The organism is Pseudogemmobacter sp. TB195, assembly GCF_058313095.1.
Window position 1 is genome coordinate 49,489 of sequence record NZ_JBZEGG010000011.1, and the last position, 25,165, is coordinate 74,653.

Genomic DNA, 25,165 nt, shown 5'->3' on the forward strand with positions numbered 1-25,165 from the left:
AAACCCGCGTCCTGGTCAGCCCCGGAGGTTGCCATGACGTGGGATTTTGTGCATTGAAGGCGCGGTCGGTCCCGTGGCTCAACTGGATAGAGCAGCCCCCTCCTAAGGGGCAGGTTACAGGTTCAAGTCCTGTCGGGATCACCATAAAATCAGTGACTTATGAGGTTTTTGGGGTTTGCCTCAGGTCTATTGAACCAATCTCACGCCGCCGATTTCAGGCGACCCTGCCGCCTTGCGCAGATGCTCGGGAGAGAATCGGGCATATGTGCTTGGCGTCACATTGGGGTTTGTGTGCCCCAGGTACTGGGCGATCTCATCAATTGTGAAGCCGGCTTCGGCCATGACTCTGCCAGCCGTCCTGCGAAAGTCATGCGGGGTGCAGTGATCGATGCCAGCGCGCTTGACCGCTGTATTAAAGCCCGCCTTGATCGAGCCGACCTGACGCCCGCCGCACTCAACGACGAAGTCTGACATTGCGGCCGTCTTCGCGGTCTGGAGCGCGGCGATCAATGTGTCGTTGATCGGCACGGTTGCGCGGCCTTTGCGGGGGCCGATCTCATTGCTTGCCAGCCTGATAGTCCGGCGCACCATGTCAAACCGATCCCAGGTCAGCTCAAGGATCGCACCACTGCGCCCCGCCGTTGTCAGCATGAGTCGCATGGCAAGGCGAAGTTAGGGATCTATTGCGTTTGCCAGAAAAGCGGTCACCTCTTCGCGCGTGAGTATCGCTCGCGCGGCGGCGGGGTCTGCGGCAGATCGATACGGGGCGCGCCTTCGATGAGACTGGACTTCTAAGCCCTCTTCAGCGCGGTCCTGAGGCAAGAAAGCTCTGTGCGGATCGTCGCGTCTTTGCGTCCCGCCGCCGGCCTCTTTGCAATATAGACTGGCTATTTTCTGGCGTGAGTTGAATGGCGACAGGTGGCCAAAGACGGGCAGCACATTCAGGCCGACCTGGACCAGCTGTGACGCTTGGGGCCGCGCGCCCATTTCTGCCTGATACGCCCCATATCTGCGAGACCGTCACACCCTGAGCGGGCGCGGTCTGCTGCATAATCAGATCGCGGGCTTAACGCTCCGCTTCTTTGGCCTTGTGTGCGTCAAGACGAAACGCACCGAAGTTCTTTGGCTCAACTTCGAGGACAGGCGCATCGGGGATGTCTTCTCCCGCGCCACGCCTCACAGGGAGGGTGAGTGTCATGGGAGACTTTGTGCGGAGACTTTCTGCGCTGGCTTTTACGGCGATCAGGGCGTTCCGCGTCACCCGTCAGGACAAAGGGGGGAATGGATCGCACAAACGCGCCTGCTGACGATGAAGCAGCGGCGCGTCTGGCACTCGTTAACCAACAACACTGGAGCTTTGGTCATGGGGGTATTGACCATCGCACCGGGTAAACTCGTTAACCACCCCCGTCACTCGCACATCGCGGAAACGCAGCTGTCGCGGATCGGTTTCTAGGCATCATTGCCTATGCCGCACTCAAAAACGGAATGAGTGAAGCATGAGCAGGAGCGACTACAAGGGGCCGGGCAAGTCGGCTCGCAAGAAGGCTAAGGCTGGTATACTGCCGCCGGGGGGCGAGTTGCGGCCGGTGGAGCGTGGCCCGGAGCAAGTGGCGCGACATGAGCTACCCGTGGTCCGGCGCGAGGCCGGCGGGGCAATGGCGCTCCCTACGGCGTGTCTGGATGAGCGGAAGGCCTGTTGGGACGCGATCTGGGTCACGCGCCGCAGTCGCCTTCGATGCGGTGATCGGGGCGCCAAACCGACACGCACAGCTGTGGCGCCTGCTGGTTCCATCTGAGGCGATGGTGGCCGATGCCGAGACGCCGGCCATTGACGAGCGCGCCGATGAGCAACGGCAGGACGACGCAGTGCGGGCGATGCCATGGGCGCAGGCACTTGCAGGCCGGGCAGGGGCTGACGCTGCCAGTCAGGCCTTCCGCGTGGGTGCTGAAGGATCAGAAGACGCGGGATGCAGGGGCCATGCCCAGTGTCTTGCGCCAGGCTTCGTATGGAATTGATCCGAAAGCCTTGAAGCGAGGATTATAAAATAGTCAAACTGGCATAATCACTATGATGATGCGCCCGGAGGAATAATCTCCTGCCGGGCGCATCGCATTTTAGCCTCGGTGCCCGCTCTCGCGATTTGCGCCGCCAGCGTTCGGTTCGTTTGTGCGGTTTGCTTTGTTCGGATTGTGCGGTTGCGCAGCATTGCCCATCTTCTGCTTCTGCGCCTCGTCCTGCACATCAAACTTCGTGTTCTCTGCGGACTTATCCAGATCAGGTTTGGTCATAGCTTCCTCCTATCGCTGGAGGGTCAACTGCCGCGCTCCGCCAGGGGTTCCGCTTGCGCTGATCACATTTTCACGGCCCCACTTCACCCGGGGCCACCCCCCGCAGCGGTAATGGCCGACATGCGAAAGCCTCAAGCCGCTCCGGGCCGGTCCCGTCATGTGCGCGAATGGTGGTGATCGGGGAGAGGGGGATAAATCGGCCCGTGCAACGATTTCTCTGAGCGAGCCAGCATTGGGTAGGGGCTTTGAACCCCTGAGACGACAAGTCGCCTGCCCGATTAGCAGTCGGGCACAATCGAGCACTCTGCCAACCCACCTTAGCGGAGAGGCGCGATCCTCACATGGAGCCAACCCGAAGCTTGAGTACGCTTCTGTCCTCTGGGATCCCTGCCTGGAATATTTCGAGTGGATCGAGCGCAACCCGCTTCTGGAAAGCAAGGTGGTAACCGCCGGTTAAAAGGCCACGGTGATGAGCCTGCCGAAGATGCGCACCATGACGACGACCGGCCTCTGTGTGTTCCCCGACATCACCCTGCAAGCATGGACTGAGTGGCGGTCCAGGCGAGAAGACTTATCCGACGTCATCACCCATGTTGAGCAGATCATCCGCACCCAGAAGTTCGAAGCCGCCGCCGCCGATCTGCTGAATCCAATCATCGTCGCTTGCGAGCCTGGACTTGCGGATTAGGCCGGGAACTACAGCCCGGTCAGCGTTACAATCAATCAGGAAGACGCTGAACTGTGATCGCGCAGCTGATGCCGAAGCAGCGAAAGGCCAGCCGTCTGCTTGGCAGCAAGCCGCGAAACATCATGCTGCGGGGGGGATCGCGCTCTGGCAAAACGTTCGTTCTGGGCCGCCCCCTCATCCAGCGCGTCATCAATGCGCCGGGATCGCGTCATGCGATATTCCGGTTTCGCTTCAACCACGCCAGGACTTCGGTTTGGTCAGATGCCATCGCCAGGGTTCTGAAGCGGTGCTTTCCGGCGCTTGCCGAGTGGTTCGATAAGACCGACTTCTGCGTCGCGTTGCCAAACGGGTCACAGAACTGGATTGCCGGCCTGGACAACAAGGGGAGGGTCGAGAAGATCCTCGGGCAGGACGCCCTTCTTATTGTCAGGCGATGTGTCCTGGGAGGATAAGGGCGCAACCCCGAAGGACATGGATTGCCAGGAGGGCAAGAATGGCGCTGCCCGCGCTGTTTTCGCTGCAATCGGCGTGCCCGCGATGCTGCTGATCCATGGGAAATCCACCTGTTCAAATCGGGCCGAGGCCAATCCGGAGCGTTACGAGCGCACCGTGCTGCCGTTGATCGGGCAACTGGTGGATGGCCTGAACGCGTCGCTATGTCCGCGCTTCGGTGAGGGGCTGCGCCTCGGGGTTGATGGGAATGTCATTCCGGCGATGGCGCCGCGCCGCGAGATCCGCCGCAAGTCTGCCCCTGGACCAGTTTATTCGCTCTGGCGGCTATGTCCTGACAGATGCTGATGAGGATCTCGACGCGGGCCAGCTGGTGCCGCCCAAGGAGGATATTGGCGATGCAGATGATGCAGGCCTAGAGTGACAGCAGCCTGCATAGGGCTGCGGCAGTCTAGGACGTCAATTCCCTGGCCGAAGCCGGTGAGTTCGAAGGCTATGCCAGTATCTTTGGCGAGGTAGATCAGGGGCGCGACGTGATAAGGTCAACCACTGCCGCGTGGTCTCGGGCCTCGTCGCCCGCGTTTGTCTGACGCATGCGGTCTCGCAGCTGATCGCGCCCGCCTGGGGCGCCGACATGGCGGCCGCCGACCGCGCGCAGGCGCTGATCGCGGTCTGGCAGCCGCCGGAAGATCCGGAACACATCCCGGAGCCATTTGCCGCACTGGCACGAACCGCGGCTGTGATTGGTGATGACCCACAGGCAGCGCTGGCGGTGCTGGGATTGACCGACGCAAATCTCTGACGCGCAGGAGGCAATCGCCACGCTGAAAAGATAAGCGGCGGGAGGGCATAGGGGGTGCCTCTCCCGCCTTGTCGCAGCGCCCCGGCCTGTCAGGGGGGCCGGGGCTGTCTGGCAGAACAACAAGCCGACTGCCGACACGCTCAGTATGAGCCTTTCGATCCTTGCCGAACATTGGTGAAATCCCGTAGCGCAGGAGGCACCTTCGACTGATCTTTCCCCGCCCGATCCTGTCCTATGACCTGATCTGGGAAATCCCGACCGCTGTTGGCATGGCCATCGCAGGCAACGCCCCCGGCGTCTGCATGGGGCTCTCGCTGGTCACGGTCGGTCTGATCGCGGTCCTGTCATATCTCGGCCCCCGCGGCGCCGGGGCTATGGTGGAAAGGTGGGCCAGCCGGAAGCGGCGATGGGAAGTGCCCATTGCTGACAGTCACTTGGATTCGGACAAACGGCGCGCCATACGCTCAGCCATCGCGACATGTCCTGAAGCCTTAAGACCCTCAATCGCACCAGCGTAGTCTCGCGGCTCTCTGTTCTGGCTGAGCTTGGCTTTCGCCAGAACTCTCGTGGTGCTCATTCTGAAGGCAACAATTCCTCTCAGCATCTGCTCGATATAGTCGGCCGGAGCATCTGCCATACGCCACGCATTTTCGCCGTTCAGACGACGCTCGTGCGTGCGGGTCAGAAGGCCAACAGCGGCGCGCTTTGCCTGATCGTCATGCTGGAAGACCATCGTTCCATAGACGTGCACAACCTCATAGTTCCAGGTTGGAACATGGCGGTGGTGCTCATGCTTTGTCGGATAGAAATTGGGAGAAACATAGGCATCGTCCCGGCGGAAAATTGCGAGAACCTCCTGTTCGGGGGCGATCAGCTCGTGCATTTCGTTGGCCAGCGCGACATGCCCGATCAGTTCGCCATTTGGCGACCTCAGCAAGGGCAAGTGATTGGCGATCAGCCGGTCTCCGGTTTGCGCAACGATACAGGCAAGCGGGGCTTCATCGAGAATTGCCGTGATGGCAGACGCATTCACTTCTGCAAAATGTGGCGGGATGTACATGTCTGGCCCTTTGTCGCATCAGGTTATGATCCAGACATGACGGGACCGGGCCCATAGTCATACATCCAGTTATCTGTGAAAAAATGCTGCCGGTGGAGCGCCACCTCAGAACCAGATATTGGGCTGCTGCCGGCATCGCGGCTACGAGGACAAGTTCGCGACGAATGAACCGGGTGGCGGATATGGGACGGATGTCCAGCCGCTATTTCGTGATCCAGGCGGCAGAGCAGGCGCTGGCCGGTCAGCAACCCGACCTGCACAACATCCGGAGCGGGATCAGCCGGATCGAGGCGCAATTGGAGAAGCTGCAGCCGAGGCCGTGATATCTCACCCCCGCTCTGGGGTGGGCGGGGGTGAGCCGTGATCGCTGGTAGGGCTTAGACAGCGAACGGTAGAAATTACGGATTTACTAAAGAATATGGCGAAAATCGGAAATTTTGATCCGGAAACTGTGTCGCCTCATCAGCATGGCGGGCGCGTCCGCACGGCAAAAATACGAAAGCCCGACGGGCTTTCGCACCGACGGGCTTCAGCGGTTAATTCCGCATAACTCGTAAAATCTCAATGACACAACTGTTTACGCGATGTGCGGGTAATGCCGCCAACTGATTAAACAACAAGATTACAATCGGTTACTCACTATGTGGCTTTGATAGCCGCAACGCCGCCGCGAGGATAGACGGCGACATTGCGTAGGTGTTTTTACCTATGCCCCGCCCGGCCGTCGCGCCGGGCTTTTTCATACCCATGGAGATCGTCATGACCGAGGCATTCTTTGCCACGAGCCGACCGCTGTCTGGCGGCAGCCTGCAACTTGCGCAGTTGGATGGCCTGAGCGCCATCCTCGCCGCCACCAAGACCTTTCCGCGCCTAAATCCTCTCCACGGCCTGTCACGAAACGGCGCATAGCATGCAGCCGATCCGTGAAAATGGGCGCGGTAAGGACAGGAAATACGGCGAGGACGACCAGACCGGCAAGGCGCCATATGGCGGGGGCTATGTCCGCTTACCTGGCGCCAGAACTACCAGCGCGCGGATCGCGAGCCTGGCCAGGATCGCTGGCGCGCGGCAGGGGCCCTGGTATTGGCCGGTGATTAGGTGTGTCGGGATTTCAGCCGGCGAGATTGGCTGAGATAGCCACAATGGGCGGCGAGCAGGGGGGCGGAGTGTTTACAAAGCCATTCGTAACCCTTTGAAATCCGCAGAGTGATCAGGGCTGCTGTTTACGGCTTATGTGATTGAAATATAGTCATTGTTTCTAATCTGTCGGGGTCACTATTTTATGCTCAGATATCGGCATCTTGTTTTTTGGTGTCAAAGTGGTGATATCCGCCCATTCACGAAATAACGCGAACGAAAGGCCCGTATTCGCGACGCACTCGTCCAAATCCGATACACGGTGTACGGCTTTCCTTCTGCCAGCTACCTGAGGTCGGGGACAGATCCGCCCGAAACCCTGACCATACCTCAGCCCTCCACAAGCGGCCCTTGGCCGGGATCCCGCGATCCGCGCCAGCCGCTCGACCTCCTCCGGCAAGTCAGCCCCCCGTTCTTCACAGGCCAGCCCGGCCCGGCGCAGCGGGCAAGGGTGAAGACTGCAACACAGGTTGCGACACAGATCCGCAGGTACATTCCGGTTCGGATCCTGTGCTATGCTCTGAGGCCCGCATCCTTCGCATTTCGCGACCGGGTCAGACCTTGCGAATTTGACCGCAAGGATCGGAGTGGGGATGCCGGATGACGGGGTTAATCTGATCCTGTAATGAACAGGACCATGAGGGGCATCATGATGGCGACCCGTAACTCAGCTGTCGCAACCACTACTGCGACCGAACAGGATCCGCGCTGGCAGAGCGTGGTGGCGCGTGAGGCGGCGGCGGATGGCCGCTTTGTCTTTGCGGTAAAGACCACGGGCGTCTATTGCCGCCCCTCCTGCCCCTCGCGCAGGGCGAAGCCGCAAAATGTGCGCTTCTTCGACCTTCCGGATGAGGCGGAAGCGGCGGGCTATCGCCCCTGTCAGCGCTGTGCGCCGCGCGGTCCCTCGGTGGCCGAGGCAAATGCCGCGCTGGTCGCCGCCGCCTGCCGGCTGATCGAGGCCGCTGACGAGGCGCCGAGGCTGCAGGATCTGGCGGCAAAGATCGGCATGAGCCCCTGGTGGTTCCACCGTCAGTTCAGGGCAGTAACCGGGCTGACCCCGGCACAATGGGCCAGCGCGCATCGCCGGCGGAAGGTCCGGGCCGGGCTGGCAGACAAGGGCAGCAGCGTGACCGGCGCGATCTATGGCGCGGGCTTTGGCTCCGGCAGCCGGTTTTACGAAGGCTCGGACGCGGCGCTTGGCATGACCCCGACCGCTTTTCGCAATGGCGGCAGGGATGCCGAGATCCGGTTTGCGGTCGGGGCGAGCAGCCTTGGCGCGATCCTGGTTGCGCAAAGTGACCGGGGCATCTGCGCCATCACCCTGGGCGATGACCCCGAGGCGCTGGTCCGGGATCTGCAGGACAGCTTTCCCCGCGCCAGGCTGATCGGTGATGACCCGGATTTCGAGGCGCTGGTGGCCCGGGTTGCGGGCCTGGTTGAGGCGCCGCAGACCGGGTTTGATCTGCCGCTCGATATTCGGGGCACCGCGTTTCAGGAACGGGTCTGGCAGGCCTTGCGGCAGATCCCGCCAGGAGAGACCGCCTCTTACGCCGATATCGCGCGCCGCATCGGTGCGCCAAAAGCGGTGCGCGCGGTCGCCCAGGCCTGCGGCGCCAACCGGATCGCGCTCGCCATCCCCTGTCATCGCGTGATCCGCAATGATGGCGCGCTGTCGGGCTACCGTTGGGGCATCGCCCGCAAACGTGCGCTTCTGGAAAAGGAGGGTGGATTGTGAGCGGTCTGCCTGAGGTCAGTACGTCGCCGGATGTCGCGCCCGATGCCGTGCCAGATTTCCCATCCGGCGCTGTGGACAGGCTGCGCCAATATGACTGGGCCGCCTTTGCCGCCGGGATGGACAGTTTTGGCTGCGCGGTTCTGCCAGGGCTTCTTTCACCCGGGGAATGCGCGGATCTCGCTGGGGACTATAGTGCAGAGGCGCCGTTTCGCAGCCATATCCACATGGCGCGGCATGGCTTTGGCCGGGGCGAATACAAGTATTACCGCTATCCGCTGCCGGATCTGATCGCGGGGCTGCGGAGCGCGCTTTATCCGCATCTCGCCGGGCTTGCGAATGGCTGGAGCGCGCGTCTGGGGGCAGGGCGGGTCTATCCGGATCGCCATGAGGATTTCCTGCGCGACTGCCATGCGGCCGGCCAGACACGGCCGACGCCGCTCCTCCTGCAATATGGGCCGGGCGATTTCAATTGCCTGCATCAGGATCTCTATGGCGATCTGGCCTTCCCTATCCAGGTGGCCTTCCTTCTGTCCGAGCCGGGGCGCGATTTCACCGGCGGCGAGTTTGTGCTGACCGAGCAACGCCCCCGGATGCAGAGCCGGGCCGAGGTGGTGCCACTGGCGCAGGGGGATGCTGTCGCCTTTACGGTGCATAACCGGCCGGTCGAGGGTGCGAGAGGCAGCTACCGCGTCAACCTGCGCCATGGCGTCAGCCGCATCCGCTCGGGGCAAAGGCATACGCTTGGGATCATCTTCCATGACGCCCGGTGATCTGACCAGTGATCCGGCAAGTGATCTGACCAGTGTGCATGCCGCTGCGCTGACCATCGGCAGCGTCGCCACTCCGCTCGGTGCACTGATCATGGTCACAGATGCGACGGGCGGGCTGATGGCGTCGGAATATGCGGACCATGAGGACCGGCTGCACCGGCTGCTCTCGCGCCGCATCGGGCCGGTCGATCTGCGGCCCGGCGCGATCCCGCCCAGGCTGGCTGCGGCGGTGGAGGCCTATTTCGCGGGCGATCTGGCGGCGACAGACGGGATCGCGGTCCGGCTGACGGGCAGCCCGTTCCAGAACCTCGCCTGGGCGGCCTTGCGCCGCATCCCGCCCGGCAGGCCGGTGACCTATGGCGAACAGGCGCTCCGGATCGGCAGGCCGGGCGCGGCGCGGGCGGTGGGGCATGCGAATGGCAAGAACCCGTTCAACCTGATCCTGCCCTGCCACCGGCTTGTCGGTGCGGATGGCGCATTGACGGGCTATGCTGGCGGGCTGGAGCGCAAACGCTGGCTCCTGGATCATGAGGCGCGCTTTGCCGCGCCAGGGTGATGTCACAGCAAGGCTTCACCTCATCGGCAAATGACGGCAAGGTCCGCCGGTCAGATTCCCCTGACCGTCCGCGCTTTCCGGCAGGCCGCGACAGGGGGCTGCACCGCAAAGGAGAGCATGATGACCGACAAAAACACTGCCGCGCTGGATTTCCTGGCCACCCGTCTGTCGCAGCCGGCCAAAATGTTTCGCCCGCCGGTGCCGTCGCGGGACGAGCTGACCGCGATGCTGCAGCTGGCGCTGCGGGTGCCCGATCATGGCAAGCTGGAGCCCTGGCGCCTGATCGTGCTGGAGAGATCCGATTTCACCCGCCTCGCCGACCTCGCCGAGGCACGGGCGAAAGAGCTGGGGGCGGATGCGGAAAAGGTTGAAAAGGGGCGTGGCCAGTATGATCGTGGCCATCTGGCGGTGGTGGTGATTTCCGCGCCGAAAGCCTCGGACAAGATCCCTTTGGAAGAGCAGGTTCTGTCTGCGGGCGCGCTGTGCATGTCGCTTTTGTCGGTGGCGACGGCCTCGGGCTGGGGGGCGAACTGGCTCAGCGGCTGGCCGGCACATGATGCGGTGTTCCGGGCGCGGGCCTTTGGCTGCGAAGGCGCCGAGACCGTGGCCGGCATCATCCATATCGGCACGGCCGCCCATGCGTTTCCGGACCGTCCGCGCCCGGATCCCGCGCGGGTCGTGCAATGGGGGCTTGGGCCGAAATGATCCCGGCCTGATCCCCCTCAGACGCTGCTGGCCGTGCTGATTTTCTGGCCGCGCTGTTTTTTGTCCTGTCTGCGCCGATCCAGGCCGCGCCCGTCATGGGCCGGGCCTTGATCACGTCTGCTTTCCACCGCTTGCGCGCGGTGTGGGCCTGTCAGGATGCCGGCGTTTCCACGCTGTCTTTCGGCTCCAGAATGCCCCGGAAATCAAGGTCTTCGATGGTGATGCCTCCCCAGAGGATCACCGCCGCCATCGCCCCCCAGATCACCAGCGCAAAGCCCGTGGCAATCAGGGCCGAGCGGCCGATATTTTCCTCGGCCGGCGCCCCGGCGGGGGTGCCCGGCACTATCTCGCCCGCCTCGGCCTGGGTGCGGGTGCGCAGCATCAGCACGATGTAAAAGGTCAAAAACCAGGTGACCGCGAAGAGGACGATGCCAGAGGTGAGGTTCATACCTGTTCAAGCTCCACCAGGCAGCCGTTGAAATCCTTGGGATGCAGGAAAAGGACGGGCTTGCCATGCGCGCCGATCTTCGGCTCGCCGCTGCCCAGCACCCGCGCACCCTGCGCCTTCAGCCGGTCACGGGCCGCGATGATATCCTCGACCTCATAGCAGATATGGTGAATGCCGCCCGAAGGGTTCTTTTCCAGAAAGCCATTGATCGGGGAGTTTTCGCCCAGCGGATACAGCAGTTCGATCTTGGTATTCGGCAATTCGATGAAGATCACCGTCACGCCATGATCGGGCTCATCCTGGGGCGCGCCGACTTTTGCGCCGAGCGTATCGCGATACTGGCGCGCGGCGGCTTCAAGATCGGGCACGGCAATGGCGACATGGTTCAGACGTCCGATCATCGGCTTCTCCTGCTGCATGTAGGGTCTCCTGGACTTATGCGCGCGGGGGCGGGGCTGGGCAAGGGGGAGAGAGGCCTCTGTTAACGCAAGCTTCACCAGAGTTCTGCGAGGCTGGAGGCTGAGAATCATCCCCGACCGCTGCCGCGAAAGGATCAGCCCCATGGCCAGCCGCCTCCCCGCCAGTCCGGTGGTATTGCCCGGTCTGCTGCCTGCCGCCCTGTCGCTGCCGCTGCGGGGGCTGACGGTGCTCGCGGTGGAAGACAGCCGCTTCGCCAGCGAGGCGTTGCGGCTGATGTGCCAGCGCTCGGGCGCGCGGCTCAGGCGGGCGGAAAGCCTGGCGGTTGCAGCCTCGCATCTGGGGATCTACCGGCCAGATCTGGTGATTGTCGATCTGGGGCTGCCCGATGGGCGGGGTGAAGATCTGATCAGCGGCCTGAGCCGGACAGGCGGTCCGGTGGTGCTGGGAACCAGCGCCGACAGCGACGGGATGACGCGGGCGATGCGGGCGGGGGCTGCGGGCTATCTCGGCAAGCCGCTGCCCGATCTTGCCGGGTTTCAGGCGGCGGTGCTGGCGCATCTGTGCGACCGGCATCTGCGCGGCGCGCCTGGCAGTGGCGGCGGCAATGGCGCGGTGGAACCCGATCCACTGGCGCTGCGTGACGATCTGCGGCTTGCCGAGGCCAGGCTGCAGATTGCCCCCACGGCGCAGGCCACCCGCGACTGGCTGCGCGGTTTTCTGTCAGGCCTTGCGCTGCAATGCGGCGATGAGGCGCTGAAATCCGCAGCTGAAGCGGTCAGCCGCAACGGCGATCCCAACCCGATCCGGGTGATCCTGAGCGAAAAGATCCGCCAGATGCCGGCCTTTCTCCCGCCCGGACCTGGCTCCGGCAGTGTAGGACAGAAACTGGTCTGAGGGTGCCTGGCATGAGGCGCCGTTGTCCGCGAGAGCTGGCGGATGAGTGCTGCGGCACAGAACGGCCTTTCGGTTTGGGCGGCACCCCGGGTGGTCTATCGCGCGCCCGCAGACATGTTTGTAGCGGAGCCAGTCTGGGCCCCGCCGTGACACAGTCACCGCCAGGCAGGGCCAGAAAGAATGGCCGAAACCGGTCTAAGTAGACACGGATCTTTTACCGGTTCCCCAGCTTAACGGCGCTCCGGCAAGAGCCGGGTGGAACAGGCGCGCCGCCTGGTGCAGACCTGTACAGGGGCAGACCTTCCCGACCGGAGCTTTCGCGTTCAGCCCCGTCCCGGTTCACAAAAGCCCGGGATCCCGGACCGCCAGCAAAGGGCGTGTCAGATCCGAGAGGCGGGTCTTCTGCCGGCCTTCGATGTCGAAATTCGACGGATCAAGCCAGGCCTTATGCGCTGCCTCCAGCGCCGGCCATTCCTTGTCGATCACCGAGAACCAGGCCGTATCGCGGCTGTGACCCTTCACGATCATATGCTGGCGGAAAACGCCCTCAAAGCCAAAGCCCAGCCGCTGCGCCGCGCTGCGCGAGGGCAGGTTCAGCGCGTTGCATTTCCACTCATAGCGACGATACCCGGCGGCAAAGGCCGAGCCCATCATCAGATGCATCGCTTCGGTCACAGCCACCTTGCGCTGCAAAGCGGGCGAAATGCAGATATGGCCCACCTCGACTGACCCGCTGTCGGGGGCGATCCGCAGGAAAGAGGCGACACCACCGGCGCGTCCGGTCTCCAGATCGCGCAGAACAAGGAAATACGGATCCCTGTCGCCCTCAGAGGCTTCGGTCCAGCGGTGATAATCCGCAGCCGTGGCGAAAGGCCCATAGCCCATATAGTCCCAGAGCCGGTCATGCCCGGCGAAACTGTCATGAAGTTCGGCCGCATGGTGCCAGGCCGAAAGCGGCTCAAGCCGCACGCTGCGCCCTTCAAGCGCGATACCCGCGGGCGATGGCGGCGGCGTCCAATCGGGCAGGGCTTCGCCCCAGACCGGTCCTGTCCTGGTCTGATCATTCTGCATTGCTCGCCCTCCATTGACTGACCAGAGCGACGCTAGGCAGCGTCCTTGCTGCGGGCAAGCGCCCATGAGATCTGGACTGATTTCCAGCTCATGACTGGCCTTAGGATGGCGGGGGGCCGAACCCGTTGAAATCCGCCTCGCTCAGCGCAACACCGGCCGCGCGGAGCCCGGCATAGCCAAGCGCGATCTGAAAGAAAAACGACGGCATGCCAAAGAGATGCAGGAAGTCACCGGCTGAAAGATCCAGCAAGATCCCGTTGATCTGCCGCCGGATCCTGCGAGACGGGTCGGGGTCAAATTCGGTTGGCTTCATGCCGCCCAGCAAGGCCCGCGCCACCGCAAGACGCGGCCCGAGTGCCTCTGGCAAATCCGGCAGATCACGCCCCGCCAGCGGAAAGCTGATCTCAATGGAAAGGCCCGCCGCGATGGAAAATCGCTGGCGGGCCGTCATGTCCTGGAAAGGTTGATCCAGCGCCTCGGGTCCCGCAATCGCCACCATATCCGCAATGCGCGAAAGGGAATGGCGAAAAACGGGGACCGTGGCCTGATACATCATGCGTCCTTCGGGATCACCCTGAGCCGGAGCTCGCGCAGCTGATCATTGGTCGGGTCCGAAGGCGCGTTCATCAGCAGGTCTTCCGCGCGCTGGTTCATCGGGAACATGATGACCTCGCGGATATTGGTGGTATCTGCCAGCAGCATGACCAGCCGGTCGATCCCCGCCGCACAGCCACCATGGGGCGGCGCGCCATATTTGAACGCCTTGACCATACCGCCGAACCGCTTGTCGACCTCGGAATTCGGGTAACCGGCGAGTTCAAACGCCTTATACATGATTTCCGGCTTATGGTTGCGGATGCCGCCCGAGATGATCTCATAGCCGTTGCAGGCCAGATCATACTGATAGGCATAGACATTCAGCGGGTCGCCCGACAGCGCCTCAAGCCCGCCTTGCGGCATCGAGAAGGGGTTGTGCGAGAAGTCGATCTTGCCCTCCTCGGTCTTCTCATACATCGGGAAATCGACAATCCAGGCAAAGCGGAAGCTGTTTTCTTCGGTCAGCTTCAGCTCGCGGCCGATCTCGTTGCGGGCGCGGCCAGCGACGGATTCGAACACATCGGGCTTGCCGCCGAGGAAGAAAACGGCGTCGCCGACATCCAGACCCAGCGCGGTGCGGATGGCTTCGGTCCGCTCTGCCCCGATGGCTTTGGCGATGGGGCCGGCGGGTTCGGTCGAGCCATCTTCGGCTTTGCGCCAGAAGATATAGCCCATGCCCGGCAGGCCCTCTTTCTGCGCAAACGCGTTCATGCGGTCGGCGAATTTGCGCGAGCCGCCGGTTGGTGCGGGGATGGCGCGGATCTCGGTGCCCTCATTCTCCAGCAGGTTCGCGAAGATCGCAAAGTCTGATCCCCGGAAATGCTCGGACACATCGACCATTTTGATCGGGTTGCGCAGATCCGGCTTGTCCGACCCATACCACTTCAGGCTGTCGCGATACGAGATCAGCGGCCAGTCGGCATAGACCTTGCGGCCACCCCCGAATTCTTCGAACAACCCTTGGAGGACCGGCTGCACGGTGGCGAAGACGTCTTCCTGGGTGACGAAAGACATCTCGATATCGAGCTGGTAGAAATCGGTCGGCGAGCGGTCGGCGCGCGGGTCTTCATCACGGAAGCAGGGCGCGATCTGGAAATAGCGGTCAAAGCCGGCAACCTGGATCAGCTGTTTGAACTGCTGCGGTGCCTGGGGCAGAGCGTAGAACTTGCCGGGATGCAGGCGCGAGGGCACGAGGAAGTCGCGCGCGCCTTCGGGGCTGGAGGCCGTGATGATCGGGGTCTGGAATTCGTTGAAACCCTGGTCCCACATCGCGTTGCGCAGCCAGCGCACGACGTTGGAGCGCAGGATCATGTTCTTATGCATCGTCTCGCGACGCAGGTCGAGGAAGCGGTAGGTGAGACGGGTTTCCTCGGGGTATTCGGTCTCGCCAAAGACCGGCAGCGGCAGGTCGCCGTCAACCGGGCCGAGCACCTCGACGCCGGTCGCATAGACCTCGATCTCGCCGGTCGGGATCTTTGCGTTCACGAGGCTTTCGTCACGCGCTTTCACACGGCCATCAATGCGGATCACCCATTCCGAGCGCACCTTGTTCAGCTCGGCAAAAGCCGGGCTGTCGCTGTCGGCCAGCACCTGGGTGATGCCGTAATGGTCGCGCAGGTCGATGAACAACACGCCGCCATGATCGCGCACACGGTGTACCCAGCCCGAGAGACGCACATTTTCGCCGACATTGGCGCGTGCGAGGCCCGCACAGGTATGGCTGCGATAGGCGTGCATCATCAGTCCCCTTTCCGAGGTGTTTTTCCAGGCCCCGGTAAAACGCGCCTCATGAGAAGAAGTCAAGCCCGGCCCCGTTGTCACGGCCGATCGGGTGGGCAGTCGCGCAGGGCGCGACGCCAATGAAAAGGCCCGCCGGAGCGGCGGGCCTCAGGGGAGAACCCCGATCAGTTTTGGTTCGGGATGTCGCCGGTGATGCCTTCGACATAGAAGTTCATCGTCGCGAGCACGCCGTCATCGGCCACTTCGCCTTCGGCCAGCCAGGCCGAGCCATCCTGCTTGTTCAGCGGGCCGGTGAAGGGGTGCCAGGTGCCGGAAGCGATATCGTCGCGAACCTTTTCGGCAGCGGCTTTCACCTCGCCCGGGACGGCGTCGGTGATCTCGCCGATCTCGACTTCGCCGCCCGCGATGCCTTCCCAGGCCGCCGATTGCTCATAGGTGCCATCCATCAGCGCGCCGACGCGCTTGATGTAATAGGGCGCCCAGTTGTCGATGATGGCCGAGACGCGGGGGCTGGGCTTGTAGGCCGACATATCCGAGGCCTGACCAAAGCCGATCACGCCCGGAACCTTGGCCGCTTCGGCCAGCGGCGCGGTGGAATCGGTGTGCTGCAGGATCACATCGACGCCCTGGTCGATCAGGGCCTTGGCGGCATCAGCCTCTTTCGCCGGATCGAACCAGGTATAGGCCCAGACCACCGAAATGGTGACATCGGGGTTCACCTTCTTCGCATGGATGAAGGAGGCATTGATGCCCTGGATGACCTCGGGGATCGGGAAGGAGCCGATATAGCCAATCTTGTTCGATTTGGTCATATGGCCCGCGATGGTGCCCATGACGGCGCGGCCTTCATAGAAGCGTGCGTCATAGGTCGCGACATTCGGCTGATCGCGTTTGAAGCCGGTGGCATGTTCAAATTTGATATCGGGGAACTGGGCGGCGACGGCCTGGGTCGCATCCATGAAGCCGAAAGAGGTGGTGAAGATGATATTGCAGCCATCCAGCGCAAACTGGGTGATCGCGCGTTCTGCATCTGCACCTTCGGGGACCGATTCCTGCCAGGCGATCTCGACCTTGTCGCCATATTCCTCGACCAGGGCCAGGGCGCCCTGATGGTGCTGATAGGTCCAGCCGCCATCGCCGATCGGGCCGACATAGATGAAGCAGGCCTTCACCTTTTCCAGGCCCTGGGCCATGGCGGCGCCGCCTGACAGCGCGAGGCCAAAGGTGAGGGCGGCAGTTGCCAGCAGGTTTCTGCGTTGCATGGGTAGTCTCCCCGTTCGGGCCGGGGCGGCAGGCCCCGGCAAGAGATGCCTCAGCGTGAGGCGTGAAAATTTTGTCCCAGAGAGGCCGGCGCGCCAAAGCTGCGGCCGCGGCCCGAGGACATGATGACAAGCACGATAATGGTGATGACATAAGGTGCCATCGTCAGATATTCGACCGGAATGGCATAGCCTGCGGCCTGGAGGTTCGGCCCCAACACCATCAGCCCGCCGAAAAGCCAGGCGCCAAAGAGCACGCGCCCGGGCCGCCAGGAGGCGAAGACCACAATCGCCAGGGCGATCCAGCCGACGCCATTGGTCATTTTGTCGGTCCATTGCGGCACCCTCACCAGGCTGACATAGGCACCGCCCATCCCGGCCATGGCGCCGCCAAACAGGATGCACAAAAGCCGGATCCGGTTGACCTTATAGCCAAGCGCATGCGCGGCCTCGTGATTCTCGCCCACCGCGCGGATGATCAGCCCGGCGCGGGTGCGGTTCAGCAAAACCCAGGTGACCAGCACCATCATCAGCGAGAAATAGACCACCCAGTCATGGCGGAACAGCATCGGGCCGAGGAAGGGAACATCGCGCAGGGGCCCGAGGTCTAAAGGCGTGGTGACCGGCGGCTTGATGCCATTATAGCCCTGGCCCGCCAGCGACGAGACCCCGATCCCGAAAAGGGTCAGCGCAAGGCCGGTGGCGACCTGATTGGCCTGGAATACCAGGGTCAAAAGCGCGAAAACCAGCGAGAAGGCGGCGCCGCAGGCCGCTCCGGCGGCAAAGCCCGCCACCGGGCTTTGCAAGGTCACGGCGGCGATAAAGCCGGTAACCGCGCCGATGATCATCATCCCCTCGACGCCGAGGTTGAGCACGCCCGAGCGCTCCACCACCGTCTCGCCAAGGGCCGCGAGCAGGATCGGCACCGCGCCCACCATCAGCGAGGCGAGCAGGATTGCCACATCAAGACCACCGATGATCATGCGCCTGCTCCTTTGCGAAGGCTCCGGCCGATGCGGATGCGGTAATTCGTCAGCACATCGACACCCAGCAGGAAGAAGAGCAGCATGCCCTGAAAGACCTGGATCGAGGCTGCGGGCAGGTTCAGCCGCGACTCGGCCAGGCTGCCGCCGACATAGGTCAGTGCCATCAAAAGCCCGGCCAGGATGATCCCCAGCGGGTTCAGCCGGCCCAGGAAGGCCACGATGATCGCGGTGAACCCGTAGCCGGTCGCGAATTTATCGGTGATCTGTCCGGACGGGCCGCTGGCCTCGAATATCCCCGCAAGACCCGCCAGCGCGCCGGCAAGTCCGAGGCAAAAGATCACCAGCCGGGCAGGGCTGACACCGTGGAACCGTGCGGCGCGCGGCGCCTGGCCGGCAAGCCGGATGCGAAAGCCAATGCCGTGGCGGGTCAGCAGCACATAGGCCGCCACCGCCACGCCAAGCGCTGCCACCGCCCCCCAGTGGAACCCGCTGCGCTCGATCAGATCGACATTGCGCGCGGCCGGGTAGGTCGAGAAATTGCGGCTGCCGGGAAAGCCCATGCCGTCGGGGTTTCTCAGAAAGCTGAACGCCGCCTTGGCGAGGATCGCCTGGGCGACATAGACCAGCATCAGCGAGACAAGGATCTCATTGGTGTTGAATTTCGTCTTGAGGATGGCCGGGATCATGGCCCAGGCCCAGCCGCCGAAGGCGCCGGCCACGACCATCACCGGAAAAATCAGCCGGTTTTCCGTCGGGTAGAAGGCGAGGCCGACCGCGGCGCCGATGATTGCACCCATGATATACTGGCCCTCGGCGCCGATATTCCAGATGCCGGCACGAAAGCCCATGGCAAGGCCGACGGCGATCAGGATCAGGGGGGCTGCCTTGATGAAGAGCTGGGCGCGGAAATAGGAGGCATTGGCCCCCGCGAGCGGCTCCCAGAATATGGTCCGGATGACGGTAAAGGGATTGGAGCCGAGCGCTGCAAACAGCAGCCCTCCCGTTACCATGGTCAGGAAAACGGCCAGAACCGGCGTGAACCACAGCCAGAACCGCGACGGAGTGGCGCGCCGCTCCAGCCTCAGCATGGGACGCCCCCGCCCGCCTGCCGCACCGACCAATTCCTGCACAGGAATTGGCACGATTTCTGTGCAGAAATCGGTCCTCTGGCCGATGCCGGCGCTTCAGGTCGCATGATGCGCCTCCTCCATCCCATGGGCCCCGCCCATCATCAGGCCGATCTCTTCAGTGCTCAGCCCCTCGACCGGGCGCGGCACCGAGAGACGGCCTTCATTCAGCACTGCAAAGCTGTCGGCGATTTCCATCAGCTCGTCGAGATCCTGGCTGATCACCACCACGGCCGCGCCCTGGCCCGCGCAATCGAGGATCTTTTGCCGGATCGCGCTTGCTGCTGCGGCATCGACCCCCCAGGTCGGCTGGTTGATCACGATGACATCGGCCCCCTGTTTCAGCTCGCGCCCCATCAGGAATTTCTGCAGATTTCCCCCCGACAGCGCCCGCGCTGCCACATCGGGCCCTGGTGTCCGCACATCATAATCGCGGATCACCTCTTCGGTGAAGTCCCGCGTCCTGGCGCGGCGGATAAAGCCGCGATCCGAGAGGTCCATCCGCACCGAAGCGGTCAGCCAGGCATTGTCAACAAGGCTCATATCCGGTGCCGCCGCATGGCCGTAGCGGTCCTCGGGCGCGGCCACGAGCCCCGCCGCACGCCGCCGGGCCGGGCCAAGCGTGCCGATCCCGGTTCCGCCAAGCCGGATCGCGCCTGCCGGCGCCAGTATTTCGCCCGACAGTGCCAGCAAAAGCTCGTCCTGGCCATTGCCCGCAACTCCGGCGATCCCCAGAACTTCACCTTTTCGCACGCCGAAGCCCACCGCTTTGAGGGCAGTGCCGAAAGGGATCGGCGAGGCCAGTGACAGATCATTCACCTCCAGTGCAATCTCGCCCTTCTGGCCCTTGCGTCGCGCCGGCACCGCCAGCGAGGCGCCCACCATAAGCTCCGCCATCTCACGCGCTGACCGCTCGCGCGGCGTGCAGGTTGCCACCACCCGGCCACGCCTGAGGATCGTCGCCTCATCACAGAGCGTCCGGATCTCTTCCAGCTTATGGCTGATATAAAGGATCGAGGTCCCCGCCGCCGCCAGCTGCCGGAGCGTGCGAAACAGGATCTCCACCTCCTGCGGGGTCAGAACCGAGGTCGGCTCATCCATGATCAGGAGTTTCGGATCCTGCAGCAGGCAGCGGATGATCTCGACCCGTTGCCGTTCCCCCGCCGAGAGGTCGCCCACATTGCGGCCCGGATCAAGCGGCAGGCCATAGGCTTCGGACACGTCGCGGATCCGCGCAGAAAGGGCGCGCATCGGCGGCGGATCCTCCATCCCGAGGGCGACATTTTCGGCGACTGTCAGCGCCTCGAACAGGCTGAAATGCTGGAAGACCATCGCAACGCCCAGACGCCGCGCCTCGGCGGGGCGTGCGGGCGCATAGGGCTGGCCGCGCAGGGTCATCCGCCCCTGGTCGGGCCGCACGAGGCCGTAGATCATCTTCACCAGCGTCGATTTTCCGGCGCCATTCTCGCCCAGAAGCGCGTGAATCTCGCCCGCGCGGATGGTGAAAGACACATCGCTGTTGGCGATGACACCCGGATAGGCCTTGGTCAGACCCTCCAGCCGCAGAAGCTCATCCGAACCGGCTGTCATCCGTGATCCCCGCCCTTTCCACCGCTGCCGAACCGGAGGCCAATCCGGATTCCCGTTTCCGTTTCAATAGTTGCACCGCCACACCAACCGCAATGGCCTGTGGGTGTTTGCCAAGGCTCATATCACCAATCGGCGAGGTGATGCGCGATATTTCAGCCGCACTATGCCCAAGGGCCAGGAGCCTGCTGCGAAACCGCGCCCCTTTCGTCGCCGATCCGATCAGCCCGATTCCCGCGGTCTCCTGCCCCAGCAGGAGGTGGCAGAGATCGAGATCCAGTGCATGCGAGAAGGTGACGATCAGATGGTCAGCGCCCGGCGGCACGTGACGCACCAGCTGCGCCGGATCCTCCGCCCAGATCGCATCGACGCCTTCGGGCAGGATGTCGGGAAAGCGCGCGCGCGCCGTGTCGATCCAGGTCAGCGCGAAATCCGGCAGAGGGTCCAGGACCGCGACCAGTGCCCGTCCGACATGGCCCGCCCCCCAGATCCAGAGCGGGCTGGCCGCCGCGCTCAGGGGCTCCGCCAGCCAGCCGCCGGCGCAGATCGGGCCGCCCTCCCAGCCTTGGCCATTGCGCGCCCGGGACAGGGCACGACGAACCCGGAAAGGCATCGCGCCCGCTTCCGGGCTGACAGGTCGCGCAACGATCGGGCCGGTCGCACCGGCGAGCCGCGCCTCGTCCCAAAGCTCGCTGACAAGATCGACCACGCCGCCACAGCATTGCCCGAGGCCCGGGCCAAGTGCATGGCGTGTCAGCCCGCCATTCCCGGCCCCCGCCAGCATCTGCCGCGCGCCGGTCACGGCGAGATATTCCAGCGCGCCGCCGCCGATCGTGCCCAGCTGGCCGCAGCCCCAGACCAGCATCGCCGCCCCGTCCTCGCGCGGGGAAGACCCCTGATGTCCGGCGATCACCACCCGGATCACCGGCCCATGTTCCGCAATTGTTGCCCGCAGGATTCTCGCGTCAAACATCGCGCCTGACCCTTTCAACCGCGGCCAGCACCGCCTCCGGCGTTGCGGGCGCTGCCAGATCGGGCCAGACCCGTTCCTCCCCGCCATCTGCACCACAGGCCGCCACAGCCGCCGACAAAGCGGCATGGACCGAGATCCCCAGCATGAAAGGCGGCTCGCCCACTGCCTTTGCGCGCCCCACCGTCGCTTCACGATTGGGTCGGTTCCACAGCTCCACATTGAAAACAGGCGGGCGGTCGGAACAGGCCGGGATCTTATAGGTCGAGGGGGCATGGGTCATCAGCCGGCCCTTGCGGTCCCAGACCAGTTCTTCGGTCGTGAGCCAGCCCGCGCCCTGAACATAGGCGCCCTCGATCTGGCCGATATCAATCGCCGGGTTCAGCGGCGATCCGGTGTCATGCAGGATGTCGGTGCGCAAAATGCGGTTCTCGCCGGTGAGGCAATCGATCACCACCTCGCTCACCGCGGCGCCATAGGCGAAGTACAAAAATGGCCGCCCCTGGCCCTTCACCCGGTCCCAGGTGATTTTCGGCGTGGCATAGAAGCCGGTCGAAGACAGCGAGATCCGCGCCTGATAGGCCCAGGCCGCGACCCTGGCAAAGGGATATTCCTCGCCCGCCACCCGCACCAGCCCGTCCTGGAACCGCACCGCCTCCGGCGCGACCTGGTGCTTTTCGGCCAGAAAACCGGCGAGCCGCCCCCGGATCACCAAAGCCGCCTCGCGCGATGCCATCCCGTTCAGATCCGAGCCTGACGAGGCTGCCGTGGCCGAGGTATTGGGCACTTTCGCCGTATCAGTCGCGGTGATGCGGATATCGCCTGCCTCAAGTCCGAAGACCTCTGCCACCACCTGGGCTACCTTGAGGTTCAGCCCCTGGCCCATCTCGGTGCCACCGTGATTGAGATGCACCGAGCCATCCTGGTAGACATGTACCAGCGCGCCCGCCTGGTTCAGCCAGGTCAGCGTGAAGGAGATGCCGAATTTCACCGGCGTCAGCGCAATCCCGCGCTTAAGCACCTGTGACCCCGCATTCCAGGCGGCAATCTCTGCCTTTCGCGCCAGGTAATCCGAGCTTTGCACCAGTCGCGCCACCAGCTCCTGCCCGACGAAATCCTCAACCGGCATCTGATAGGGCGTGGTCTGAATAGCGCCCTTCTTCCTGTCCGAAATATTCCGTGGCGCGCCGGGAGGCCTGTCACCCGGTTCCTCTGCCGCAATGGCCGGCTCGTAGAAATTGATCCGCCGCACCTCCAGCGGCTCGCGCCCGAGGGCGAATGCGATATGATCCATCACTCGCTCGATCCCGATCATCCCCTGCGGCCCGCCAAAGCCCCGGAAGGCGGTGGCTGAGGCTGTATTGGTCTTCAGCCGATGGCTCTCGATGCGGATATCCTTCAGGAAATAACAATTGTCCGCATGCAGCATCGCCCGGTCCGCCACCGGCAAAGACAGATCCTGACTCCAGCCGCAGCGGAAGAGATGCGTGAACGTGATCCCAAGCACCCGGCCTTCATCGTCAAATCCGGCCTCGTAGCGGATCTCGAGATCGTGGCGCTTGCCGGTGATGACCATATCGTCGTCGCGGTCATAGCGCATCTTGCAGGCCTGACCGGTCAGGCGCGCTGCCACCGCGCAGGCAATCGCCAGCGCATTGCCCTGACTTTCCTTACCGCCGAAACCGCCCCCCATCCGCCTTGTCTCGACCCGGACCGCGGCCATCGGCAGATGCAGGGCATGGGCGACCTTGTGCTGGATCTCGCTCGGATGCTGGGTGGAGGACAGGATATGCATCCCGTCTTCCTGCGGCAGTGCCGCCGCGATCTGACCCTCAAGGTAGAAATGCTCCTGCCCGCCAACCGGGAAGCGGCCCGCGATCCGCCGCGGTGCCGCTGCGATCGCCGCCGCCGCATCGCCCCGCGCCCAGATCACCGGCCCCTGTTCAAAGCGGCTGTCTGCTTTCAGCGCCTCTTCAATGGTCAGGATCGGGCTTTCCTCGTGGTAATCGATCCGGGCCAGCCGCGCCGCCCGCCGTGCCGCGAGATGGCTTTCCGCCAGCACGATAAACAGCGGCTGGCCGTGGAAATGGATCGCATCCGGGCTCAGCAGCGGCTCGTCATGGGTCGAGGGCGAGCAATCCGGCACGGCGCCGAAAGCGGCGATCAGCTCTTGCGCTGTAATCACCCGGACGACACCGGGCGCGGCCAGCACCGGCGCGAGGTCGATGCTTTCAACCCGCCCGCGCGCGATGCCGGCAAGGCCAAAAGCCAGATGCAGCGCGCCCTGGGGCAAGGGGATGTCGTCGAGATAGCGCGCGGTTCCTGCCACATGCAAAGGTGCGGAATCGTGGGGGAGGGGTTTTCCGATGCTCATGGCGCCACCTTCAGCACCGAGGTCTCCACGCCGGAACGCTCAAGATAGCAACGCAGCAAGAGGTTTTGCGCGACGGTAAGCCGGTAGCCCGCTGAGGCGCGCATATCGGAAAGCGGCTGGTAATCTTGTGCCATGGCGCGCATCGCATGTCGGATCGCAGTCTCGCTCCAGTCCGCGCCGATCAGCGCGGCCTCGGCCGCGTGGGCGCGTTTCGGGATGGCGGCCATGCCGCCAAAGGCGATGCGGGCGGCCGAGACGCGGCCCCCGGTCACCGTGATGTTGAAACAGCCGCAAACCGCTGAAATATCCTGGTCGAAGCGTTTCGAGACCTTGTAGCAGCTCAGATCCGGGGCGGCGGGAAGGGTGATCGCCTCGACAAATTCGCCGGGGCGCCGGTCTTGTTTGCGGTAATCGAGGAAGAAATCCTCAAGCGCGAGGCTGCGGCTTGTGTCGCCCTGGCGCATATGCAGCCTTGCCCCTGCGGCGATCAGCGCGGGCGGGCCGTCGCCGATGGGCGAGCCATTGGCGATATTGCCGCCGATTGTGGCGGTGTTGCGGATCTGGGCCGAGGCGAAGCGGCGCAGGAGCTCTGCGAGGCCGGGATGGCTGGCTTTCACCGCGTCGCGCAGGCGGGTGATGGTGACCATGGCGCCGATGCGCAGGCCTTCGGGGGTTTCGGTGATGCTTTGCAGGTCTTTGATCTGGTTGAGGAATATGACCGGTGAGAGGGAGCGGAGCTGTTTTGTGACCCAGAGGCCGATATCGGTGGCGCCGGCGATCAGGGTGGCCCCGGGCGTCGCGGCATAAAGGGCTGCGAGGGCGTCTGTGGTGGTCGGGGTCAGGGGGGCTGTCTGCCCCCCTCGGCCTTTGGCCTCACCCCCCGAGGATATTTCCGGACAGATGAAATCGGCATCTTTTTCAAGCCAGTCGGGGATGGGGGCGGTCTCGGCAGCCCGGGCGGCGCGGAGGATCGGGGCGTAGCCGGTGCAGCGGCAGAGATTGCCGGCGAGGTTGTCATCGTGGCTCCGGTCGCCGTTCAGATGGGCCGCGGCCATCGAAGCGATGAAGCCCGGCGTGCAAAAGCCGCATTGGCTGCCGTGACGGGTGATCATGGCCTGCTGGACCGGATGCATCTCGCCCTTGGGGCCGGTGATGCCTTCGACGGTGCGGATGGCTTTGCCTTTGAGCTGTGGCAGGAAAAGGATGCAGGCATTGACCGCGCGGGCGCCGGTCTCGTCGCGCAGGATAACGGTACAGGCGCCGCAATCGCCTTCGTTGCAGCCCTCTTTCGTGCCTTTCAGCCCGCCTGTATCGCGCAGCCAGTCGAGCAGCGTCCTTGTGGGGCTTTCGGCCTCCGGGATTTGGGTTTCAACTCCGTTCAGCCAGAAACTGATACCGGTCATTCTTCAATCCGCCGCGATACTCCCTGTGGCGGGGTCTGTGCCTGCCGGCCCGATGCGGCGTAGGGCCAGGCGGTGCGCCCCTTTGCTTATCACC

General features: G+C 63.7%; 27 protein-coding genes and 1 tRNA gene. 13 read left to right on the forward strand and 15 right to left on the reverse strand.

Annotated elements, in window-relative coordinates:
- The first annotated feature begins 67 nt into the window (after nt 1–67).
- A tRNA-Arg gene (locus AC4FS3_RS12655) sits at nt 68–144 on the forward strand.
- A 42-nt stretch (nt 145–186) separates the two neighbouring features.
- Here the strand turns inward: AC4FS3_RS12655 and AC4FS3_RS12660 are convergent.
- Both AC4FS3_RS12660 and AC4FS3_RS12665 read right to left on the reverse strand, forming a co-directional pair.
- On the reverse strand, nt 187–660 hold the full coding sequence (locus AC4FS3_RS12660) for a site-specific integrase (protein ID WP_491020868.1): 474 nt from the start codon (nt 658–660) through the stop codon (nt 187–189).
- A gap of 1,458 nt (nt 661–2,118) precedes the next feature.
- On the reverse strand, nt 2,119–2,292 hold the full coding sequence (locus AC4FS3_RS12665) for a hypothetical protein (protein ID WP_491020869.1): 174 nt from the start codon (nt 2,290–2,292) through the stop codon (nt 2,119–2,121).
- 469 nt (nt 2,293–2,761) lie between these two features.
- Between AC4FS3_RS12665 and AC4FS3_RS12670 the strand changes: the two genes are divergently transcribed.
- From AC4FS3_RS12670 to AC4FS3_RS12685, 4 genes are all read left to right on the forward strand, one after another.
- Nucleotides 2,762–2,980, forward strand: coding sequence for a terminase small subunit (locus AC4FS3_RS12670; protein WP_491020870.1), 219 nt, complete (start codon nt 2,762–2,764; stop codon nt 2,978–2,980).
- A gap of 53 nt (nt 2,981–3,033) precedes the next feature.
- Nucleotides 3,034–3,432 carry a hypothetical protein gene (locus tag AC4FS3_RS12675; RefSeq protein WP_491020871.1) on the forward strand — a complete coding sequence of 133 codons (399 nt, stop codon included), beginning with the start codon at nt 3,034–3,036 and terminating at the stop codon, nt 3,430–3,432.
- A complete protein-coding gene (locus AC4FS3_RS12680) occupies nt 3,416–3,778 on the forward strand; it encodes a phage portal protein (RefSeq protein ID WP_491020973.1) in 363 nt (120 codons plus the stop codon). Before AC4FS3_RS12675 ends, AC4FS3_RS12680 begins: the two co-directional genes overlap by 17 nt.
- 286 nt (nt 3,779–4,064) lie before the next feature.
- The gene (locus AC4FS3_RS12685; protein WP_491020872.1) at nt 4,065–4,232 is read left to right on the forward strand and encodes a hypothetical protein; all 168 of its coding nucleotides are present in this window, start codon (nt 4,065–4,067) and stop codon (nt 4,230–4,232) included.
- A 430-nt stretch (nt 4,233–4,662) separates the two neighbouring features.
- On the opposite strand, the gene AC4FS3_RS12690 is transcribed toward AC4FS3_RS12685, so the two are convergent.
- Nucleotides 4,663–5,292 (reverse strand): FMN-binding negative transcriptional regulator, encoded by a 630-nt coding sequence (locus AC4FS3_RS12690; protein WP_491020873.1) that lies wholly within the window; start codon nt 5,290–5,292, stop codon nt 4,663–4,665.
- 191 nt (nt 5,293–5,483) lie between these two features.
- Here AC4FS3_RS12690 and AC4FS3_RS12695 point away from each other — a divergent pair, with 191 nt between their 5' ends.
- From AC4FS3_RS12695 to AC4FS3_RS12725, 7 genes are all read left to right on the forward strand, one after another.
- A complete protein-coding gene (locus AC4FS3_RS12695) occupies nt 5,484–5,615 on the forward strand; it encodes a hypothetical protein (protein ID WP_491020874.1) in 132 nt (43 codons plus the stop codon).
- Nucleotides 5,616–6,051: 436 nt separating this feature from the next.
- The gene (locus tag AC4FS3_RS12700; RefSeq protein ID WP_491020875.1) at nt 6,052–6,201 is read left to right on the forward strand and encodes a hypothetical protein; all 150 of its coding nucleotides are present in this window, start codon (nt 6,052–6,054) and stop codon (nt 6,199–6,201) included.
- Between the two features lies 1 nt (nt 6,202).
- Nucleotides 6,203–6,424, forward strand: a complete 222-nt coding sequence (locus tag AC4FS3_RS12705; protein ID WP_491020876.1) for a hypothetical protein — start codon at nt 6,203–6,205, stop codon at nt 6,422–6,424.
- A 654-nt stretch (nt 6,425–7,078) separates the two neighbouring features.
- Complete coding sequence (gene ada / locus AC4FS3_RS12710) at nt 7,079–8,164, forward strand: bifunctional DNA-binding transcriptional regulator/O6-methylguanine-DNA methyltransferase Ada (protein WP_491020877.1); 1,086 nt, start codon at nt 7,079–7,081, stop codon at nt 8,162–8,164.
- A complete protein-coding gene (locus AC4FS3_RS12715; RefSeq protein ID WP_491020878.1) occupies nt 8,161–8,934 on the forward strand; it encodes a 2OG-Fe(II) oxygenase in 774 nt (257 codons plus the stop codon). Before ada ends, AC4FS3_RS12715 begins: the two co-directional genes overlap by 4 nt.
- A complete protein-coding gene (locus tag AC4FS3_RS12720) occupies nt 8,921–9,490 on the forward strand; it encodes a methylated-DNA--[protein]-cysteine S-methyltransferase (RefSeq protein ID WP_491020879.1) in 570 nt (189 codons plus the stop codon). Before AC4FS3_RS12715 ends, AC4FS3_RS12720 begins: the two co-directional genes overlap by 14 nt.
- Nucleotides 9,491–9,610: 120 nt before the next feature.
- Nucleotides 9,611–10,195 (forward strand): nitroreductase family protein, encoded by a 585-nt coding sequence (locus AC4FS3_RS12725; RefSeq protein ID WP_491020880.1) that lies wholly within the window; start codon nt 9,611–9,613, stop codon nt 10,193–10,195.
- Between the two features lie 151 nt (nt 10,196–10,346).
- Here the strand turns inward: AC4FS3_RS12725 and AC4FS3_RS12730 are convergent, their stop codons facing one another.
- The gene (locus AC4FS3_RS12730; RefSeq protein WP_283178619.1) at nt 10,347–10,643 is read right to left on the reverse strand and encodes a DUF1467 family protein; all 297 of its coding nucleotides are present in this window, start codon (nt 10,641–10,643) and stop codon (nt 10,347–10,349) included.
- Nucleotides 10,640–11,044, reverse strand: a complete 405-nt coding sequence (mce, locus tag AC4FS3_RS12735; protein WP_198837049.1) for a methylmalonyl-CoA epimerase — start codon at nt 11,042–11,044, stop codon at nt 10,640–10,642. Before mce ends, AC4FS3_RS12730 begins: the two co-directional genes overlap by 4 nt.
- 160 nt (nt 11,045–11,204) lie before the next feature.
- On the opposite strand from mce, the gene AC4FS3_RS12740 reads away from it, so the two are divergent.
- Nucleotides 11,205–11,957, forward strand: coding sequence for a response regulator (locus AC4FS3_RS12740; RefSeq protein WP_491020881.1), 753 nt, complete (start codon nt 11,205–11,207; stop codon nt 11,955–11,957).
- Nucleotides 11,958–12,296: 339 nt separating this feature from the next.
- Here the strand turns inward: AC4FS3_RS12740 and AC4FS3_RS12745 are convergent, their stop codons facing one another.
- The 10 genes from AC4FS3_RS12745 to xdhA form a co-directional block, all read right to left on the reverse strand.
- Nucleotides 12,297–13,028 carry a GNAT family N-acetyltransferase gene (locus tag AC4FS3_RS12745; RefSeq protein ID WP_491020882.1) on the reverse strand — a complete coding sequence of 244 codons (732 nt, stop codon included), beginning with the start codon at nt 13,026–13,028 and terminating at the stop codon, nt 12,297–12,299.
- Nucleotides 13,029–13,128: 100 nt separating this feature from the next.
- Nucleotides 13,129–13,584, reverse strand: coding sequence for a DUF1993 family protein (locus AC4FS3_RS12750; protein ID WP_491020883.1), 456 nt, complete (start codon nt 13,582–13,584; stop codon nt 13,129–13,131).
- On the reverse strand, nt 13,581–15,362 hold the full coding sequence (gene aspS, locus AC4FS3_RS12755) for an aspartate--tRNA ligase (RefSeq protein ID WP_491020974.1): 1,782 nt from the start codon (nt 15,360–15,362) through the stop codon (nt 13,581–13,583). The genes AC4FS3_RS12750 and aspS overlap by 4 nt, the downstream gene beginning before the upstream one ends.
- 167 nt (nt 15,363–15,529) lie before the next feature.
- Entirely contained in the window at nt 15,530–16,627 is a 1,098-nt protein-coding gene (locus AC4FS3_RS12760) for a BMP family ABC transporter substrate-binding protein (protein ID WP_491020884.1), read from the reverse strand.
- 50 nt (nt 16,628–16,677) lie between these two features.
- Complete coding sequence (locus AC4FS3_RS12765) at nt 16,678–17,607, reverse strand: ABC transporter permease (protein WP_491020885.1); 930 nt, start codon at nt 17,605–17,607, stop codon at nt 16,678–16,680.
- On the reverse strand, nt 17,604–18,698 hold the full coding sequence (locus AC4FS3_RS12770; RefSeq protein ID WP_491020886.1) for an ABC transporter permease: 1,095 nt from the start codon (nt 18,696–18,698) through the stop codon (nt 17,604–17,606). Before AC4FS3_RS12770 ends, AC4FS3_RS12765 begins: the two co-directional genes overlap by 4 nt.
- 96 nt (nt 18,699–18,794) lie before the next feature.
- Nucleotides 18,795–20,327 (reverse strand): ABC transporter ATP-binding protein, encoded by a 1,533-nt coding sequence (locus AC4FS3_RS12775; protein WP_491020887.1) that lies wholly within the window; start codon nt 20,325–20,327, stop codon nt 18,795–18,797.
- Complete coding sequence (gene xdhC / locus AC4FS3_RS12780; protein ID WP_491020888.1) at nt 20,308–21,297, reverse strand: xanthine dehydrogenase accessory protein XdhC; 990 nt, start codon at nt 21,295–21,297, stop codon at nt 20,308–20,310. Before xdhC ends, AC4FS3_RS12775 begins: the two co-directional genes overlap by 20 nt.
- Entirely contained in the window at nt 21,290–23,668 is a 2,379-nt protein-coding gene (xdhB, locus tag AC4FS3_RS12785; protein ID WP_491020889.1) for a xanthine dehydrogenase molybdopterin binding subunit, read from the reverse strand. Before xdhB ends, xdhC begins: the two co-directional genes overlap by 8 nt.
- Nucleotides 23,665–25,071: a xanthine dehydrogenase small subunit gene (gene xdhA, locus AC4FS3_RS12790; protein ID WP_491020890.1), complete on the reverse strand. Its 1,407-nt coding sequence runs from the start codon at nt 25,069–25,071 to the stop codon at nt 23,665–23,667. Before xdhA ends, xdhB begins: the two co-directional genes overlap by 4 nt.
- Nucleotides 25,072–25,165 lie beyond the last annotated feature (94 nt).